This is a genomic window from Protofrankia sp. Cr2, from assembly GCF_963555885.1.
In the GTDB taxonomy this organism is placed as follows: Bacteria; Actinomycetota; Actinomycetes; order Frankiales; family Frankiaceae; genus Protofrankia.
The window spans coordinates 65713-83711 of sequence record NZ_CAUVXG010000012.1 but is presented as its reverse complement, the minus strand read 5'-3'; the positions used below and the strand labels follow the sequence as shown (position 1 = coordinate 83711).

Sequence of the window (17999 nt, the reverse complement as noted above, 5' to 3'; positions counted from 1 at the left end):
GTGGGGCCGGCCCCGCCGAACCGGCATGACGAAGCCCAGGTGACCGAAGCCCAGGTGACCGAAGCCCAGGTGACCGAAGCCCAGGTGACCGAAGCCCAGGTGACCGAAGCCCAGGTGACCGAGGCCCGCGACCGAGGCCACGTGATCAAACATGCGTGCTCAATACCGAGGGAACCCGATGCACAGCTATGACGTCTTCCGGCAGTACGAGCGGCACCAATGGCGGCTCACCGACCTCCCACTCGACCAGATCGATCACGACCTGGTGCATCCCGACCACGTCACGATGGCCCGCAGCGCGGTGATGGGCGAGGCGAACTCGATCGCGGCCCAGCACGGCTTCTTCAACGAATTCGTCGACGACTACGACTTCTCGGCGTTCGTGACGATCTGGGGCTACCAGGAGCTCCAGCACCACTACGCCTTCCGGGCCTGGCTTCAGGCCCTCGACGTCCCCGTCGACACCGCCCCGGTCGATGCGATGCGTGAACCGTACGCTCCCGGTACCACGCCGGCCGCCACCCTGGCGACAAACATCGTCTCGGAACTGACGGTGAACCACGTCTACCGGGCGCTGTCGGACTGGGTCACCGAACCGGTACTGAGAGAGATCATGCGCATCGCCAGCCGTGACGAGGCGGCACACGCTCGTGAGTTCATCCACTTCACCCGTCAGCGGCTGGCGGCGCACCCGGACGAACTGCCGTCGGTTCTTGAGACGCTGCACGTCTACACCTCCGACGCACGGATCAAGCATCCGGTGAGCGTCTTCAAGAGCGAGCTACCCGAACTTCTCGGCCACGAGACGATCGACACCGGGTTCGAGTTCTTCCTGCAGCAGGTTGCCGGGGACGGCGAGCTCGACCGCCTGCAGGTGAAGATCCGACGAGCCTTCGGCACCCTGACCGGTCTGGACCTTGGCAGCGGCGCCCGCATCCGGCGGGCCCTGGCTGACTCGCTGGCATGACGCTCGTTGGCATGACGCTCGCCGGCATGAACCAGCCACCCCCATCCCCCGAAGGAGCACTGATGTCCGTCAGCCAGGAGCAGATCGTCGCCACGGTCACCGGGATCGTGACCGAGGAACTCGGCCTTGGCGCCGACAGCGTGGCCCCGTCCGCCGACCTGCGGTCGCTGCAGGGCGCGGACTCGGTCAAGGTGCTTCGGATGATCGCCAGGATTGAGCGGCACTACGACGTCGAGCTGGACGACGAGGACGTCTTCGGTCTCTCGTCCATCAACGACGTCGCGCTGGTGGTCACGGGTGCCCTCGCGCTGGATCCGGCGTGACAGCGACCACGGCGACCACGCCGACCAACGCGGCCGCCGTCCTCGCCGACACCAACCAGCACTACGACCTCGATCCGGAGATCTTCGGCCTGTTCCTGGACTCCTCACGCAAGTACAGTTCCGGCCTATACCGATCACCGTCGGACACGCTCGCGCAGGCCCAGGTCAACAAGCTGCACTTCGTCGCGCAACGCCTCGGTCTGCGCGGCGGCGAGCACCTGCTCGACGTCGGCTGCGGCTGGGGTTCGCTGCTGTTGTTCATGGCCGGTGAATACAAGTGCCAGACAGTCGGAATCAGCCCGGCGGGACGCCAGCACGAGTACATCCGCACGCGTTCGCACGAGCTCGGGGTGGCCGAGCGCGTCACCACCGTGCAGGGGCACTTCGAGGAGACCGACTTTCCCGCCGGCGGCTTCGATGCGGTGACGATGCTCGGGTCGATCGTGCACATGCCCGATCTGAGCGCTGCATTCGGTCGGGCACGGGCGCTGCTCCGCCGCGGCGGCACCCTGTACGTGTCGGAGAGCTGTTTTCGTAACACGGCCGCCCACACAACGTTCCACCAGCGCGCCGGCACCCGGTTCGTCGGCGACGCCATCTTCGGCTGGGGAGACCTGCGGCCGGTGTCCGAGCTGGTCCGCGGTGCCGAGGACGCCGGCTTCTCCCTGACCAGCCTCGACGACCTGACCGGAGACTACCGGCAGACGATCGATGACTGGCTGACCAACGTCCGCGGCGCCGCCGTCGCCATCGAACAGATCAGGCCGGGTCTGGCGGCCCAGCTCGAACGCTACCTGGAAATCGCGAACGCAGGATGGGGCTACACCACCAAGCATTACGCCCTGACGTGCCGGAAAGCCCGATGACCCGGTCAGGAGAAACGATGGCCGTCATGGACGCGATCGGGACCCCACCTGCGTCCCGGCGGGAGGCAAGCCCGCTGCTACCCGCGGCCGACATCGAGCAGGCAGTGACGTCGTTCATGGCCGCCGCACCGACCGCGCGCCGTTTCGACGTCGAGACCGACTTCAGCTGGGACGCTTCGGACTGCGGGCGGCTGACCGACGGGCAGCGGTCCGCGGTCCGCTTCATCACTCTGATCGAGGACCACCTGCCCGGCTACTTCGCCCTCTACAACCAGCGCTTTCCGCTGGACGACCAGGTCAGCCCCGAGGACTTCGTACGCAACCGGGAGCTCTACCACTTCACAGTCCGCTGGGCGCAGGAGGAAGACAGCCACGCCCGCGCTCTTTTCCGCTACCAGGTCGCGTCCGGACTCGCCGAACCCGAACAGCTGCGCCTGGAGCTCGCCACGGAAGGCCGACGGACGTTCACCCTGCCCTACGAGCATCCGGTCTCGTACTTCACTTACACCCTCGTACAGGAGAAAGCGACCCAACTCTACTACCAGGGGCTACGCGCCGTTGTCACCGACGAGGTCCTGCGGGACATTCTGAACCGGCTCGGCCGGGACGAAGCCCGGCACTTCACGTTCATGGCTGACATGCTGGAACGTTACCTGCGCACCTACGGCGATGCCGCAGTGGAACCGATCCGGGACGTGATAGCGCAATTCCGGATGCCCTTGGCAGACACGATCAAGGGCTACTGGCGGTGGGCGCTACGGATCGCAGACACCGCGCGTTACGATCATACCGACGCCTACGAACACCTGATCCGGGTGATAAACCATGCAGCCGACGCCCGCTCGGATCGTGTGAACGAGCTGACCCGGTTCATCGCAGCCTGCCGCACCACCACGCATCAGTTCTGATGGATCCCTGATGGCCTCCGGCGGCGCGATCCAGTTCTGATCGCGCCGCCGGAGGCCTCAGCTTTCAGCGCGTGTCAGTAGCAGTCGGCCAGCCACCCGGGACCGACCGAATCATGCCACCCATCGTACCCGACAGGTTCGCGACGGGAGATGGAAGCGGACCGCGCCCACGAGGTAGTCATCCCAGCGGCTTCTGTGGGCGTAATCGTCAGCCGCGGCCGCGCTCTCGAACAGAATCGCCACCTCAGCGACACTGGACCGGTCATCACCGGCGAAGCGGACAGCGGCATATAACGGCTGGTCCGCCGTCGGCCCCGGCGTCGGATGCGCCTTGGGATGTGGATGCGGCTTCGGATGCGGCTCTGTGCTCATCGGCAACCCTCCCGATCGCTTGCCCACTCAAGGCAACTGCGACAATCGATGAGCGGCCCCACGGCGTCATGCCTGTCCCACCGCAAGCGCACGTTCTGCCCATCACCCAACAGTCAACATCGCGGCCGTGGCAGAATTCAGCACCTGTACCGGGCAGATTCCGAGCGCGACGCCGGCACAAAACCGGGTACGGGAACACGTAGAAGACTGGTAGCCGGTAGGCCTGCACCATCAACAGAGCACACTCCTGGCAGGAAACTGGCAGGACGCCGGCGAAAGTTGGTACCGAGGACGGTCCGCGCAGGTCACATGGAAGGGAACGACCGAACCATCCGATGGACACAGCCACTGTGCAACAGATTCACAACGAGCTCGTCCGGCTGCTCCGCCGCGGAGGCCGGCCTGCCGAACTCGTCACATACACACCGGAGTTCATCGACTTGGTCTGGCCCGCCGAGGTGGGCATGCCCCGCCAGACACTCCACGACCGCGCGATCCTCACGCATCGCCTGCTCACCGCAGCCGTCGCCGCCCTGGACAAGCCGCACAGCGAAGCGACCGGGATCATGCTGTGTCTGTGGCCGGGCACCCTCGCCCTCACCCTCGACCAGCGCCGCGAACGAGCCGCCCGCCTCTTCGGCGTCCAACCGGGTACGTTCCGCCGGCCGGCCCACGAGGGGCACCTCCTGCTCAACCTTTCCCTGGAGATCTACCTACGCGTGCGGGACCGTCACGACCGGCGGCGGACGCATCCCAGCGCGGACCACGGTGGCGTCCTCTGAGTACCGCCTATATGACAATATGTTACCAACGCGATTCAATCACCAGACGAACGACCTGGACAACTGGTAGCTACCGATCAACCTCCACCGTACGCAGGCATTGCCAGAACGGCGTAGAGCGACCACTATCGTCGCGTGCTATCCCATGACGAGGTGCTTGCCATCATCGACCCGGTTGAGCGGGCCGTCGTAGCAAACGATCTGATCTGGACCAACTGCGACCGACGTACATCACTGCGCACTGTACGTAGCCAGGCGCTTCGCGAAGCAGTTGAGTCCGGCCGAACAAGCCAGGAGATCGCAGAACGGCTACGCGTCACCGAGAATGACCTCACCTGGATGACCAACGGCGCCGTGTCAACCCCGCGGGTCGGCGTCCGCTCTATCTGATCCCGGCCCTGGTCACGGCCCTGATCCCGGACCTGGTCACGGACCGGCTGGGAATCCCGCCTGCACGGAACCGCGGTCTCCAGCGGCGACGCACAACCGGCCGGCTACCCCGGACTCTGGTCCTCGCCACGCAATCGGTCGGTTCCGACCTGGGGTGGGTCCGGCCGCCGAGCCGTCGGCGGGCGCAGCAGAACGAGCGAAAAGCCGTAGATGACCAGATAGCTGAACACCGCGGCGAGCGCAAGCGGGTCCAGTGACCCGGCAAGCGCAAAAACGATCAGCAAGAGGATGCCGCTGCCCAGCCCGACGAAAACGGATCGTGGTATATTTATGATGAACGAGCCAGAACGTCCGGGCCCCATTTTACGCCGTTCCTGGAACAAAGCCATCTCCGGTCGCGTGGAAGCACTGGAAAAAGCGGCACATCCACCGTCCCGCCAGGCCCCCGACAGCCCTGCACAGCACCGTGGAAACACCTGGCTGGATATACCCACTGGTCCGGCCGAAAAGCCTGCGAGCCTGCTTTATGTCTTCTGTCCGGCTCGCCACACCTTTTTTTCTCCGACCCTGCTGCCTGGCCGCGACACGGAGCATACCGCGCCGTGATGGTGACACTCCGCATCTTCATCGTGGAAGACCGCGGTCACGGCAATCATGCCAATGATTTCAATCCGGAGGTCGCCGTCCCGGAAACGCCGATGAATCGGTATTACGACAGATACGAATGCGGACCGGTTGCACGGCGGAAAGCCCGAGCGGACCCGAGAGATGTCACAGCTGTCAGCGGTGTCGACAGCCTCTTTTGACGAGCATCAGATCGTCACCGACCGCTGTCCGGAGGCAGCGGCTTCGGAGCCGGAGACGGGGATGTCGTGGCCGCCGGCGCCGACGCCTGCGCCGTTGCGCTGGGAGCCGGTGTCGCCGTGGCCGGATCGGATGCCGGGTTCTGCGTCGACGCGACCGGCACCGGTGCCGGCGTCGTCCCCGGCGCTCCCGGATGGTCCGCGCCGCTGGTGGCCGACCCGCCCACGGCCGCGTCGCCGCTGGTCGCAGGCTGAGTGCCGGATGCGACCGGCTCATCCGCACGCGGCGTCAGCGCTGTGGCCGGGGCGACCGCGACGCCCTGCGGAGCGTCGATGACCGATGCGGCCACATCACCCGCGGCGGCCGACGGGACCGCGATGTCGACATACGGTGATGGGCTTGCCACCACAGCGGCGATACCGGTGCTGGACGGAGCGGCTTGCGTGCCATCTGCGGTCACGTAACTGATCGCCCCGCCCAGGACTGCGCCGACCACCGCTGTCGCCAGAAAGACAGTTCCGAACATTCGCCCAGTTCCGTCGACCATTAGAGTCGACCGCTTCATCACAATGCGCTCCTAGCTGACCGAAGGCGATATGATCATGTCCCTCTTCGAGGAGGCGACAGGATGATCGATCCTACCGGTATACCACCGACACCCACGATCCGGGCGGTACCGGGCAGACCGGCCGACGTCACCGAAACATCGAGGAACGAGCTTTCGGTACGATCCGTTCCGGATTCCGGGAACAGCCCGTCGGAAGAATCATGAACACCATACAACGGAATCTCAGGCCCGCTTTTCCAGACCACCTTCGGGCAATACATCAGTCTGTTATCCGGCGACGGTGGCGTGATCATTCGTACCACCGAACACGGATGTCTTCTCGGTTTCTTTCTCCGCGGCGGGCGGCTGTCGGTGCTACCGTGGCAATAGCAGAGCACTGTCACCGAACTCGTGCCAAAGGTAGTGCTCACGCACCGCCTCCTGGTATGCCTGCCCCACGAGATCCGCGCCGGCAACCGCCTCCAGCAGGAGCAGGTGCGAGGCACCCGGAGCATGCCAACCAGTGACGAGGCCGCTGACAACCCGGGCCGGACGCTCCGGCCCGAGTACCAGGTCCGTCCACCCCTGCCCGGCCCGCACGGTGCCGTCTGGCCGTGCCACCGTCTCCAGCGCACGGGTGACCGTCGTGCCCACTGCGACGACCCGCCGGCCCGCCGTCCTGGTCAGGTTGACCAGCCGCGCGGTCGACGGCGGAACACGAAACCGCTCGGCCAACGGCGGTTCACCCTCCTGCGGTGAGGAGACGCCGGTGTGCAGGGTCAGCGGAGCCATCGATACTCCGGCGGCGATCAGGGACGTCACCAGTTCGGTCGTGAAGGGTCGCCCCGCACTGGGCATCTCCGCGCTGCCCGGGTCGTGGGCGAACACAGTCTGGTAGGACTCCAACGGCCAGCGACCGGTCACGTAGCCATACGTGATGGGCCGGCCGTGTCTGGCCAGGAAAGTGCCGACCCCTCCCTCGACGTCAACCCGTGCCCGCCACAGCCGGTTACCCACGACGCCGCCATCCAGGTGGGCGGTCTCGGAGCAGGGACCCACAAGTGTCAGCGACCCACCCGCGGGTAGGCCGACCTTCTCGCCGGCGACCGCGTCGCTGACCGGCCCGGTCGCCCGACCCGGCGGACGGAGTTCCACCACCCACGAGTCGTCGTCACGAGCGGTGGAGAAGTGGACGACGACCGCTGCCTCCGCCGTCCATCCGTCACGCCCCGCTCCGGTGCGCCCGTCACGCCAACCGTCAACGGCCGCGGCCAGCGTCGCGGAGGTGTTGACGACGACGAGATCACCGGGTTCGAGAAAGCCGGTCAGGTCGGCGAAGCGGGCATGATGTACTCCCAGCTCATCGGCAACCAGCAGTCGGACGCCGTCGCGCCGCAGACCTCGTGCCTCCGGCGGCATGGCCGCGCTTGCCTGCGCCGGCAGCACGAACCGCGTCCGGGCCACGGGACCCGCCGTCATCACGACACCGGCCTGGCTGCGCGGCCAACCACAGCGGTATCACTCATGGCAGTGTCACCCACGCGGTAACGGCCGCTGGCCGGACGCTCATCGACCAGCCGCAGCAGGGCGGGTAGCACAGTCTCCGGCGCGGGCCGGTCGCTGATGTCCTCCCCCGGGAATGCCTCCTGCTGCAGCTGCGTGCGCATATCGCCGGGATCGAAGGAGTAGGCGCGCAACGACGGCCGCTCGACGGCGAGCACCGCGGTCAGCTGGTCCAGCGCGGCCTTCGCCGAACCGTACCCGCCCCAGCCCGGGTACGCCTCGACGGCCGCATCCGAGCTGACGTTCACGATGGTGCCGGCGCCGTCGGCCAGCAACGGGAGCATGAGCTGCGCCAGCGCCAGCGGCGCGAACACGTTGACCTCATAGACACGCGCCAGCTCGTCGGACGGGTAATCCGCAAGCTCGGGCTGCGGACTCGGCCCCAGCACGCTCGCGTTGTTGACAAGCAGATCGAGGCGGCCGTGCTGGTGCACGGCGGCGGCGAGAGCCGTCCGGTGTCGCGGATCCGCGACGTCGCCGGGGATGGTCGTGACTGTGACGTCGGGACGAGTGACGTCGGGACGAGTGACGTTGGGACGAGTGACGGCGGCCGTCAGCTCCCGGGCCACTGCCTGCAGAGCGTCGGCGCCCCGCGCATCGATGACGAGCGACCAGCCCCGGGTTGCCAGTGCACGGGCGGTTGCCCGGCCGAGCCCACGGGATGCTCCAGTGACGAGTGCGACCGGCATGAGATCTCCTTTTGCGATTGCAGCAACTGGACGTCATACTGGTAGTTGAAGTCAGCTTTAAGTCAAGAGATCCGGTCGGATCGGCTACCCGGATCCAGGGAGGCACCGATGCTGTCCACGGATCTGCTCACGGTCGGCGAGGTCGCTCGGCGCAGCGGCTTCGCAGCGTCGGCACTGCGCTACTACGAACGTGAGGGGCTCCTCAGTGCCGCACGCACCTCCGGTGGACAGCGCCGGTACGAACGTCACATTCTGCGCCGGCTCGCCTTCATCCGCGCCGCACGCAACGTCGGCCTCAGCCTCGACGAGGTAGCCGCGGCGCTGGCGGAACTACCCGGTGGCCGAACGCCCACCAAGGCGGACTGGACAAAGCTCTCCCGCGGTTGGCGCACACGTCTCGACGACCAGATCACCGCGCTGACAGCCCTGCGCGACGGGCTCGATTCCTGCATCGGTTGCGGGTGCCTCTCCCTGCAACTGTGCGCAATGTCCAACCCGGCCGACGTGGCGGCACGCAAAGGTCCCGGCGCCGCCTACCTACCCGCCCGCCTACGCGAGCCGACCGAGCCGGCTCGGCATCCGCAGCCCCGGTCGCGAACACAGCGGCAGCCGTAGCCGCCATAGCCGGCTCTCAAGGATGTGATTCTGGTGCTGGTGCAGCAGCATCAGAATCACATCCTTCGGCTCTGAGAGTCTGTTTTGAATCTTGGGTTCGGGCCGGGTCGCCCCAGCAGAGGCGCTGGCCTCGTCCTGACACCGGCCACGCCGGCCGACGACCGCGCCCACGGCCGCACCTGTACCCGCATGACAGCCTCAGGCGAAGGCGGACAACGCGCGTCGGGCGTAGTCCGCCACGGGCAGGGTCGCCAACAGGTTCGACGAAACCCAGCGAACGTCGTCGGTGGAGCCCGCGATCTCCGCGCGCGGCTCACCGTCGAACAGCGAGACCAAATAGATCAGCCGGACCGTGTGCACCCGCACCTGGCTGGGCAGCACCGAGACGTCCGACAGGACGGTGCGCAGCGCGGCTGCCCGCACCGTCAGGCCGGTCTCCTCGACGAACTCGCGGGCCAGACCGTCCTCGGGATTCTCACCGAAACCGAGGCCGCCACCTGGCAGGAACCACTGGCCGGCCAGGTGCGTGCTCGGCGCGGCCCGCACCAGCAGAACGCGGCCGTCGCCGTCCCGGCAAAGGCCGTAGGCGGCGATCCGCTGCCGCATCACGGCCTCGCCGGGCTCGGTTGCAGGGGCGGCTGCGCCCGGCACCACCGTCACCGAGAAGCAAGATCGCGGCGGCGAGGACAGGGGAGCCGAAAACAGTCATGAGCCTGCACGTCCTCGACAGTATTTCCTGCGGGAAGACCATTGACGGCCGCCGGCACACTGACCGTGTGGTTTCCGCCATGCGGATCCGTCACGGTTCCGGCTCAGCGTCCTCCTCGACCGCGGACAGCGACCCGCCAGCACCAGGATCGTCAAAGGGTGGGGTCGTCCACCACGGATAGAAGCCGGGCAGGTCACGGCTGGTGCGCAGGGTGAAGGCGGGCGGCCGCTTCTCCCGGAACGCCGCCACCCCCTCACCGACGTCGGCCAGCTGGCCGAGCGCGAGCAGGGCTTGGGACTCCAGCCGGTTCGCCTCGACGGGATGGTCCGCGTCAAGGAGCTTCCACATCAGTTGCCGGGTGAGGGCGACCGACACCGCCGAGGTGTTGCGAGCGATCTCGGTGGCGATCTCCCGGGCCCGGGGCAGCACGTCAGCGGCGGGCACGAGCTGGTGGACGAGACCCGCGTCCAACGCCTCGGCGGCGGGGAAGATCCGTCCGGTGACGGCCCATTCGACCGCCCGTGAGATCCCGACGATCCGCGGCAGGAAGAAACTCGCACACGACTCCGGGACGATGCCCCGCCGGGTGAAGGGCAGCCCGAAGCGGGCGTCGTCCGCGGCGATACGCACATCCATCGGGAGGATCATGGTGATGCCGATCCCGACTGCGGTCCCGTTCACAGCGGCGATCACCGGCTTGGGCAGGTCATAGATCAACAATGAGAGCGCCCCGCCGACGTCGCGGGTCCCCCCGCGCAGCGGCTTGAAGTCCGCGGCGGCGGCGTTGTACCCGTCGCCGCTGGACAGGTCGGTACCAGCCGAGAAGAACCGTCCGCTACCGGTGACGACGACCGCGCGCACGTCGTCGTCCGCGCCGGCCCGGGTGAAGGCGTCGATCAGTTCGTCGAGGACCCGGTAGGTGACGGTGTTGCGCTGCTCGGGACGGTTGAGCGTGATCGTCGCGACGTTCTCGTCGACCGCGTACAGGATCTGCTGGTAGTCCACCGCATCACTCTCCAGTGAAGGTCGGGGTTCGCTTCTCCACGAACGCGCGCATGGCCTCTGCCGAGTCGGCCGTCATGGAGGCCAGGATCTGGGTCCGGTTCTCCAGCTCGATCGCCGAGTCGAACCCCGCCTCAAGATTGGCCCACATGATCTTCTTGGTCATCGCCACGGCAAAGGGACTGTTGGCGCAGATGGCCTCGGCGGTGTCCAGCGCGCGGTCGAGCAGATCCGCATCGTCGACCACCTGGGAAACAAGACCGATACGATCGGCCTCGGCCGCGTCCACGGGGCGGCCGGTCAGCATGATCTCGAAGGCACGCGACGAACCGACACAGCGGGGCAGATGGTAGCTGATACCACACTCCCCCGCGGACAATCCGATCTTGACGGCGGCGACGTGGAAGCGGGCCGACGCGGCGGCCAGCCGCACGTCCGCGGCGAGCGCCAGGGCCATGCCGGCACCGGCCGCAGCGCCGTTGACCGCGGCGACCACCGGCTGAGGAATCGTGCGGATCGCCCGTACCATCGCGGCGAAGTGCTCCTGCCCACGCAGCCGCTCGGCCGGCCCCCGAGATTGCGCCATTTTGCTCTGGACGTGGCCGGCGAGGTCCAGCCCGGCGCAGAAGCCGCGGCCGGCCCCGGTGAGTACGATCACTCTCGCCCGCTCGTCCGACCCGAGCTGCGTGAACGTGTCGGACAGCCGTCCGACCATGTCGAAGGTGAGAGCGTTGAGCCGCTCAGGCCGGGCCAGGGTGACCTGGGCGATCGACGGGCGCGGCCAGCTCACGACGACGGATCTGTCTGCATCGCCCGATTCGGCGTCGCCCCGCTCGACATCGCCCGGTTGGATGGTCATCCTGCCTCCTGTGTCCCCGTCGTTGGTGTCGTTGTGGGACCGGCGATACCATACATCTCTATCATTCAGATTAGTCAGCCATAAAATAGGGCCATCGTAACGAGGAGACACCCATGACCGGTCCGCTTGCAGGCGTGCGGGTGCTGGAGATGGCCGGTCTGGGCCCGGCCCCGTTCGGGGCGATGCTGCTGGCTGACATGGGCGCGGACGTCGTCCGGGTGGATCGACTCAGCCGGGCCACCACCGGCGGCGACTACGAGAAGAGCCGGCAGGCCGCCGATCCCCGCCGATACGCCATGGACCGCGGCCGGCGCTCGGTTGCCCTCGACCTGAAGAACCCCGCCGGTATCGAGACGCTGCTCACGCTGGTCGCGACCGCAGACGTGCTGGTCGAGGGGTTCCGGCCCGGCGTCATGGAACGACTGGGCCTCGGGCCCGAGGTCTGTCTGGCCCGCAACCCCCGGCTGGTCTACGCCCGGATGACCGGCTGGGGGCAGGACGGCCCACTCGCCCACACCGCCGGCCATGACATCACCTACATTGCGCTCGCCGGTGCCCTGAACAACTTCCGGCGGCACGGGGAGCGACCGGTACCGCCGCTCAGTCTTGTCGGCGACTTCGGCGGCGGTGGGATGCTGCTCGCCTTCGGCGTGGTCTGCGCTCTGCTGGAGGCACGCGCCTCCGGGCACGGCCAGGTCGTGGACGCGGCCATGGTGGACGGCACCGCGCTGCTCACCACACTTTTTCACGGCATGCTTGCGCAGGGACGCTGGCGTGACGAGCCCGGCACGAACTTCGCCGACACCGGCGCTCCCTACTACGAGGTGTACGAAACCGCCGATGGCAGGTATGTCGCGGTCGGCGCGCTGGAAGGCCCGTTCTACAACGAGCTGATCAACCTTCTGGGCCTGTCCGCGGACGAACTGCCCTCGCGGGACGACCCGACGCAGTGGCCGGCGCTCAAGGAGCGCTTCGCCGCAGTGTTCCGCACCAGGACCCGCGACGAGTGGGCCGACCTGCTGCTGGCCACCGACTCCTGTGTCGCACCGGTGCTGTCGTTCACCGAGGCTCCGCAACATCCGCACCTCGCGGAGCGTGGCACCTTCATCGAACGCGACGGCGTGGTGCAGCCCGCGCCGGCACCGCGCTTCAGCCGTACGCCGGCGGAACTCGGCGCCGTGCCGCCACTGCCCGGCGAGCAGACCTCCGAGGTGCTCACCGGCTGGGGTTTCGCACCGGAGGAGGTGGCGAGGCTGGTCGATGCCGGGGTCGTCGGCGGGACCGCTGCGGGCTGACAGGGTCAGGCGGCCGCCCGCCGAAACCCACGATCCGACGGTCGAACACATCCGCGACCGTGACGAGAACCACTGGGGATGTGGTAGCACGCTGTAACATTCTGGCAAGATACTGGCCTGTTCCGTTCCCTTTGCTGATGCGCACCCGAGGTCTCGTGGTTGACTGTCGAGCCGTGTCGACACCGCCGTCCGATCCTGGGCGGACCAGCCACGACCTTCCACGCGACCACCGGGTCCCCGTGAGCAGGTCAGGCGACCGCGCGAGCGCAGACCGCACAGCCGGCGACTCCGGCCAGTCAGCCGACTGTGACGCGCGATCGCCCACGGACGCCGACGCTCTCGATCATCTACGGCTCGCTCTGGACGCCGCGCAGGTAGGCGTCTGGGAGTGGGATATCGTCGACGGAACGCTACGGTGGGATCGGCGCACCGCCGAGCTGCACGGCATCGAACTGGACGCGTTCGGCGGCACGCTGGAGGCGTTCCTGGCCTTCGTCCACCCCGACGACGTGCCGAACCTGCAGGCCCGGATCGCCACGGCGCTGGCGACCGGTGGCTTCATCCTCGAGGAGTACCGGGTGATACGCCCGGACGGTTCACCGGTCTGGCTACAGTGGCGCGGCCAGGCCATCACCGACACCTCCGGTCAGATTGTCCGTATCGCCGGAGTCTGCGCCGACACCACCGAACTACGGAGTGGGCGCGAGCAGGCCGGCCGCGCGATGCAACATGTCAGCGACGGGGTGGCGGTCTACGACTGCAGCGGCCGGTTCGTGTTCGTCAACGCGGTCGCGAGTCGGCTGTTCGGCCGTGACCCCTCCGAGCTGATCGGGAAGCCGATGTGGGAGGTGTATCCGGAGGTCGTCGGCTCCGCATTCGAACAGCTCTACCTGCAGGCCCTGCGGACGCAGGTCCCGGCGGAGACCGAAGGGTACTACGGGCCGCTGGCCGGCTGTTTCGAGATCCGACTGTTCCCCGCGCCCGATGGTATGACCGTGTACTTCCGTAACGTCGACGAGCGCCGACGCGCGGAGGCACAGCGCGCGGAACTGATCACCTCGCTGTCGTCGGCGCTGGACCGTGCCCGCAAGCTTTTCGACGTGACCGCGGCGCTCGGCCAGGCACTGACCGTCCCGGACGTCGCCGACGTCATGGCCCGCTCTGCGCGTCACGACCTCGGTGCCGACATTGCAGCGATCATACTGGTCGGCGAGGAAGGCCGGATACGCATGGTCAGCCCGACGACGCAGTCCGACCGCGTCAACCACGTCCTAGAGCGGGTCTCCGGCCGGGCAACCGCGGCCACCCCGGATGTCCTGCGCACCGCCCGGGCCCGCTTCGACGCGTCCCGCGCGGATTACCTGGCCGACTATCCGCACGTCCGCAACCTCCTTGAGGTTGCTCTGCTGGCCGGCATGGCACATATCCCTATGATTATTTCGGGGCGACCGATCGGCGTCATCCTGCTCGGCTGGACTACCGATCAGACCTTCGATGCCGATGAGCGGGCCTTCCTGACCACCCTGGCCGGGACCTGCGCCCACGCGATCGAACGTGCACGCCTGTACGAGCGACAGCGTTCAGTAACTGAAGCACTCCAACAGGCGATCCTGCCGCGACACCTGCCGAACGTCGCCGGCGTGGAACTCACCGCGCGTTACCTGCCGGCGGGCCGGGACGTCGACGTCGGTGGCGACTGGTACGACGCACTGACGCTCCCGGACGGCTCACTCATGCTGATCGTCGGTGACGTCGGTGGCCACGGACTGCGTGCCGCCACGGTGATGGCCGAGTTGAAGCACGCGGCACGCGCCTATGCCATGCTCGGTCAGACCCCCGCCGCGATCACCGGTCAACTGTCGGCCAGCCTCGCGACGTCCGACGCAGAGGTCTACGCCACCGCGGTGGTCGCCTGCCTCAACGTGACCAACCACCTGCTGACCTGGTCATGTGCGGGGCATCCGCCACCGCTGCTGCTCGACGGCGCCATCCCGACCTTTCTGGAGGAGGTCCACGGCCCGATCCTCGGCGCCGTGGACGATCTGGTCTACCGACAGGACACCGTGACTCTGTCGGCACACGCACGCCTGCTGCTCTACAGCGACGGGCTGATCGAACGCCGGGACACATCCATCTCCGACCGACTCGACTTCCTGGCTGCCGTTGCCGCCGACTCCCACGCCATGGGCTTGGACGCGACGTGCGACCGGCTACTGGACGAGGTCGCCGGGCCCAGCGGCAGAGAGGACGACCTCTGCCTGCTCGCCGCGGACCTCCTCGGCGATCAATAGTCGCCGCACGTTTGTCGTCAGGTAGGCGAAAGCCGCTGTGTAGCCCGGCAGTCAGGCGGGCAGTCAGGCGGGCAGAATCGTGATGTCGTAGGCCAAAAGCTGGCTGTCGGCAGTGACCAGCGGTACGTCCAACGCCTGGGCTTGCGCGACCAGAATCCTGTCGAAGGGATCCCGGTGATGGTCCGGCAGCTCGGCCACGCGCAGCACATGGTCGTGTTCGACTGCGAGCACCGTCGTCCCCGAGCGACGCATCCGGTCCGGCACATAACTGCGCGGCGGTTCGGGAAGTGCCAGCGTGCCGAGCCGGTATTTGATCGAGATCTCCCAGCTGCTCACGGCGGACAGCAGGATCTCGTTCGCGGCATCGGCCAACAGGTCATGGGTTTCGTCACGCAGGCGCCGTGGCTCGGCGAGCAGCCAGAGCCACACCTGGGTGTCGAGCAGGTAGCGGCTCACCGGTAGAAGCTGTCCTCGATGTCGCCCGACAGCGGGGCGTCGAAGTCGTCGGGGACAGTGAATCGCCCGTCGTCGAAACCGATCTCACGCGTGTTCCGGGGGGCAAAGGGGACGATCTTGGCTACCGGCTGGCCGCTACGCAGGATGTCGACCTCCTGCCCCCCAGCCACCGCACGCAGCAGCTCGGACAGCCGCGTCTTCGCCTCGTGCACACCGACCTGGATGGCAGGCTTAGTCATGAACTTAGTCTACCGCACGATCCGAATGGCCGATCAGCGTCGTCAGACCTCTCGAGCTGGACACGTACCCAGGTCCACGAGTGGAAGGTCGACATACGTTCTGTGTCTCATTTATGGCCTTTTTGGCGGTCTATCTTCCGCTCGTCGGGGCTCCCCATCATCCGCGGTCATCGCACCCGGACATCACGGCACGGTTCGTCAGCCGTGGTGGACGTGCCACCACCAGGCCGCGGCGATGAGCAGGATGTAGGCGCCGGCCACCATGAACCCGAAACCCGGTGCCCGGGTGACCGCGCCACGCGGCGACAGCGCAGGATCGGCGCTCGCGCCCCCACTCGTGTCCGTGTCCGTGTCCGTGTCCGTGTCCGTGTCCGTGTCCGTACTCGCACTCGCGTCCGCACCGGACGCACCAGACCGCGCACACAACGTCATCATCATGGCGCCGGTCCGCTCGGCCTGTTCCCGCCGCCCGGGCGACTCCCCCACCGGTGCGAACGGCCCGACCGCCACCACCGTGGCCGGTTCCCAGGCCAGCACCAGCCGGTCACCGACGAGCCGAACGCCGTGCAGACACTCCCAGGCGACGCTGTGGGCGAACATCGCGCCGCGGACGGTCAACCGGTCATCGTCGAGGACCACGCGGCGGCCGATGGCGAACAGGCCGTTGGCCAGCAGAATGCCCCCGAGCCACGCGGCGGGCAGGACGTCCAGCCCGAGCAGGACGGCGATCGGCGCGCCGAGCAGTCCTGCGCCCAGCGCTGCCGCGCCGGCCGCCCGATATCTGCCCGGCCCGCGTACGACCGCGGGCAGATCGGGCACGCCCGCATCGTCGCTCGCCGGTACCGGACGGCCGGGCAGGCCATATGCGCTGTCGTCCGAACCCGAACCCGAACCCGATCCGGTCCGGGCTACCCGGGATATGCGGCCGCCTCGCACGAAGCGCCACCAGGTGCCCGGCGGCGAGCGGAACGTCCGCAGCGGAGCGGTGGGCAGCAGAACGTCATCGCAGACCGACTCTGCGGCGGCCGGCTCGCCGAGAACAGAATCACTGCCGGCAGAATCACCGATGACAAAAGCCGGCCAGGCGTCATCGTGCATCCCGCCGACCAGCGTGGCGACGTGCGCGGTGACATCCTCGCTGACCTCGCCACGCCAGGCCCGCCCGAAGGCCCGCTCATCGGCCCATCCACCGGGAACACCGGGAACACCGGGAACACCGGGAACACCGGGAACACCGAATTGACCAGATCCGTCCGACTCGGATCCGACCATCCCGGACGCCCAGCGAACGGGGACGACCGCGAGCGGCCGTTCGCCGACCACATCGTCCACGGCGTAGACGAGCGCGGCACCACGCTCATCCGTCATGATCCTGACCTGGACGCCACGGTGCCGCCCGGTCACCAGACCGCGGCGCGCACGCCATCCGACGAACTCCCGCGACATCAACGCGAGCGCGACCGCGACGGCACCGAACGCCCCGGCCGCCCAGCCGCTCGGGTCATCCGGTTCGGCCACGAGGCGGATCCAGTCGGGATCACCCGGATCGGTCAGGACGCGCACGGACGAACCGGTCGGGTAGATGCCGGCGTCGGACACAACCACGGTGTGGGGTAACCCCGATGCAAGAACCACTGTGATCCGTCCATCGCCCACCGCGACGATCTGGACGCTCTCTACGCCGGCCGCGGCGATATGATCGTCCTCAACGGCGCCCAAGTGGTCGTACCAGGCATACAGCCCGACCGCCACGACAGTGAGCGCGGCCGCGGCCAGGAGTCGGGATCGCCGGGGTCCGCCCGGGCGAACCCGCGGCAGGGTCACGGGCATGCCGGCCGGCTGATCGAAGACAGCCCGCTGGGTCGTCCGGACCCGCGCCAGCCAGGCGGCGACCACACCACAGGCCACGCCATACACGGCAAAGGCGACCCGGGCGGAACCGTTGGTGTCGACGAGCACATCCGCGACGCCGAACACGATCCCGGCGGCGGCGCCGGCTACCGGGGACCACCACAGCAGCACCGGAACGCCCAGCAGGGATGCACCAAACAGGGCCGAGCCCAGATCCGGGCCGCAGCTGCCCGGATCGGTGGCTGAGCATGCGGGACCACTACCGACCTTCGCGGCCAGGACCGCGACGAACCAGGCGCAGATCAACGAGGGAAGCACCCAGACAGGGATCCGTGCAGCCCACCAGCTGGCAGCCCGACGCCCGTCCAGCGAGGCCGCCCGCAGGTTCGTTGACAAATCCGTGCCCTCCGTACAACCCCGCGCGCCGATGCGATGAGTCAGCCGCTGAACATACGCCTCCCCCATGCAGCG

The 17999-nt window shown here is 67.8% G+C and carries 19 protein-coding genes; 9 read left to right on the top strand and 10 right to left on the bottom strand.

The genetic code is table 11. The annotated features are described in order from the left end of the window. The first annotated feature begins 39 nt into the window (after positions 1–39). The 6 genes from U9978_RS08580 (at position 40) to U9978_RS08555 (ending at position 4218) form a co-directional block, all read left to right on the top strand. Positions 40–192: a hypothetical protein gene (locus U9978_RS08580; protein WP_322760534.1), complete on the top strand. Its 153-nt coding sequence runs from the start codon at positions 40–42 to the stop codon at positions 190–192. Further along, on the top strand, positions 179–967 hold the full coding sequence (locus tag U9978_RS08575) for a ferritin-like domain-containing protein (RefSeq protein WP_322760533.1): 789 nt from the start codon (positions 179–181) through the stop codon (positions 965–967). Before U9978_RS08580 ends, U9978_RS08575 begins: the two co-directional genes overlap by 14 nt. 62 nt (positions 968–1029) lie before the next feature. Further along, the gene (locus U9978_RS08570; RefSeq protein WP_322760532.1) at positions 1030–1290 is read left to right on the top strand and encodes an acyl carrier protein; all 261 of its coding nucleotides are present in this window, start codon (positions 1030–1032) and stop codon (positions 1288–1290) included. Further along, a complete protein-coding gene (locus tag U9978_RS08565) occupies positions 1287–2156 on the top strand; it encodes an SAM-dependent methyltransferase (RefSeq protein ID WP_322760531.1) in 870 nt (289 codons plus the stop codon). Before U9978_RS08570 ends, U9978_RS08565 begins: the two co-directional genes overlap by 4 nt. 17 nt (positions 2157–2173) lie before the next feature. After that, a complete protein-coding gene (locus U9978_RS08560; protein WP_322760530.1) occupies positions 2174–3064 on the top strand; it encodes an acyl-ACP desaturase in 891 nt (296 codons plus the stop codon). Between the two features lie 707 nt (positions 3065–3771). Further along, positions 3772–4218 carry a hypothetical protein gene (locus U9978_RS08555; RefSeq protein ID WP_322760529.1) on the top strand — a complete coding sequence of 149 codons (447 nt, stop codon included), beginning with the start codon at positions 3772–3774 and terminating at the stop codon, positions 4216–4218. A 494-nt stretch (positions 4219–4712) separates the two neighbouring features. Here the strand turns inward: U9978_RS08555 and U9978_RS08550 are convergent, their stop codons facing one another. From U9978_RS08550 to U9978_RS08535, 4 genes are all read right to left on the bottom strand, one after another. Beyond that, the gene (locus U9978_RS08550) at positions 4713–4892 is read right to left on the bottom strand and encodes a hypothetical protein (protein WP_322760528.1); all 180 of its coding nucleotides are present in this window, start codon (positions 4890–4892) and stop codon (positions 4713–4715) included. A 536-nt stretch (positions 4893–5428) separates the two neighbouring features. Further along, positions 5429–5938: a hypothetical protein gene (locus tag U9978_RS08545; RefSeq protein WP_322760527.1), complete on the bottom strand. Its 510-nt coding sequence runs from the start codon at positions 5936–5938 to the stop codon at positions 5429–5431. A gap of 396 nt (positions 5939–6334) precedes the next feature. Then, positions 6335–7438 (bottom strand): S-adenosylmethionine:tRNA ribosyltransferase-isomerase, encoded by a 1104-nt coding sequence (locus U9978_RS08540; protein ID WP_322760526.1) that lies wholly within the window; start codon positions 7436–7438, stop codon positions 6335–6337. Next, positions 7438–8211 carry an SDR family NAD(P)-dependent oxidoreductase gene (locus tag U9978_RS08535; protein ID WP_322760525.1) on the bottom strand — a complete coding sequence of 258 codons (774 nt, stop codon included), beginning with the start codon at positions 8209–8211 and terminating at the stop codon, positions 7438–7440. The genes U9978_RS08540 and U9978_RS08535 overlap by 1 nt, the downstream gene beginning before the upstream one ends. A gap of 108 nt (positions 8212–8319) precedes the next feature. Between U9978_RS08535 and soxR the strand changes: the two genes are divergently transcribed. Next, positions 8320–8826 (top strand): redox-sensitive transcriptional activator SoxR, encoded by a 507-nt coding sequence (gene soxR, locus U9978_RS08530; protein WP_322760524.1) that lies wholly within the window; start codon positions 8320–8322, stop codon positions 8824–8826. Positions 8827–9024: 198 nt separating this feature from the next. On the opposite strand, the gene U9978_RS08525 is transcribed toward soxR, so the two are convergent. The 3 genes from U9978_RS08525 to U9978_RS08515 form a co-directional block, all read right to left on the bottom strand. Further along, a complete protein-coding gene (locus U9978_RS08525; protein WP_322760523.1) occupies positions 9025–9432 on the bottom strand; it encodes an NUDIX hydrolase in 408 nt (135 codons plus the stop codon). A 193-nt stretch (positions 9433–9625) separates the two neighbouring features. After that, positions 9626–10540, bottom strand: coding sequence for an enoyl-CoA hydratase-related protein (locus tag U9978_RS08520; protein WP_322760522.1), 915 nt, complete (start codon positions 10538–10540; stop codon positions 9626–9628). A gap of 4 nt (positions 10541–10544) precedes the next feature. After that, on the bottom strand, positions 10545–11396 hold the full coding sequence (locus U9978_RS08515) for an enoyl-CoA hydratase/isomerase family protein (protein WP_322760521.1): 852 nt from the start codon (positions 11394–11396) through the stop codon (positions 10545–10547). Between the two features lie 113 nt (positions 11397–11509). Between U9978_RS08515 and U9978_RS08510 the strand changes: the two genes are divergently transcribed. Both U9978_RS08510 and U9978_RS08505 read left to right on the top strand, forming a co-directional pair. After that, positions 11510–12691 (top strand): CaiB/BaiF CoA-transferase family protein, encoded by a 1182-nt coding sequence (locus U9978_RS08510; protein ID WP_322760520.1) that lies wholly within the window; start codon positions 11510–11512, stop codon positions 12689–12691. A gap of 239 nt (positions 12692–12930) precedes the next feature. After that, on the top strand, positions 12931–14982 hold the full coding sequence (locus U9978_RS08505; RefSeq protein ID WP_322760519.1) for a SpoIIE family protein phosphatase: 2052 nt from the start codon (positions 12931–12933) through the stop codon (positions 14980–14982). A 63-nt stretch (positions 14983–15045) separates the two neighbouring features. Here the strand turns inward: U9978_RS08505 and U9978_RS08500 are convergent, their stop codons facing one another. The 3 genes from U9978_RS08500 to U9978_RS08490 all read right to left on the bottom strand — a co-directional run. Then, a complete protein-coding gene (locus U9978_RS08500) occupies positions 15046–15438 on the bottom strand; it encodes a type II toxin-antitoxin system VapC family toxin (protein ID WP_322760518.1) in 393 nt (130 codons plus the stop codon). Continuing rightward, positions 15435–15677 carry a type II toxin-antitoxin system Phd/YefM family antitoxin gene (locus tag U9978_RS08495; RefSeq protein WP_322760517.1) on the bottom strand — a complete coding sequence of 81 codons (243 nt, stop codon included), beginning with the start codon at positions 15675–15677 and terminating at the stop codon, positions 15435–15437. The genes U9978_RS08500 and U9978_RS08495 overlap by 4 nt, the downstream gene beginning before the upstream one ends. 198 nt (positions 15678–15875) lie before the next feature. Next, the coding region (locus tag U9978_RS08490; protein WP_322760516.1) for a hypothetical protein at positions 15876–17999 on the bottom strand (2124 nt) is incomplete at its 5' end.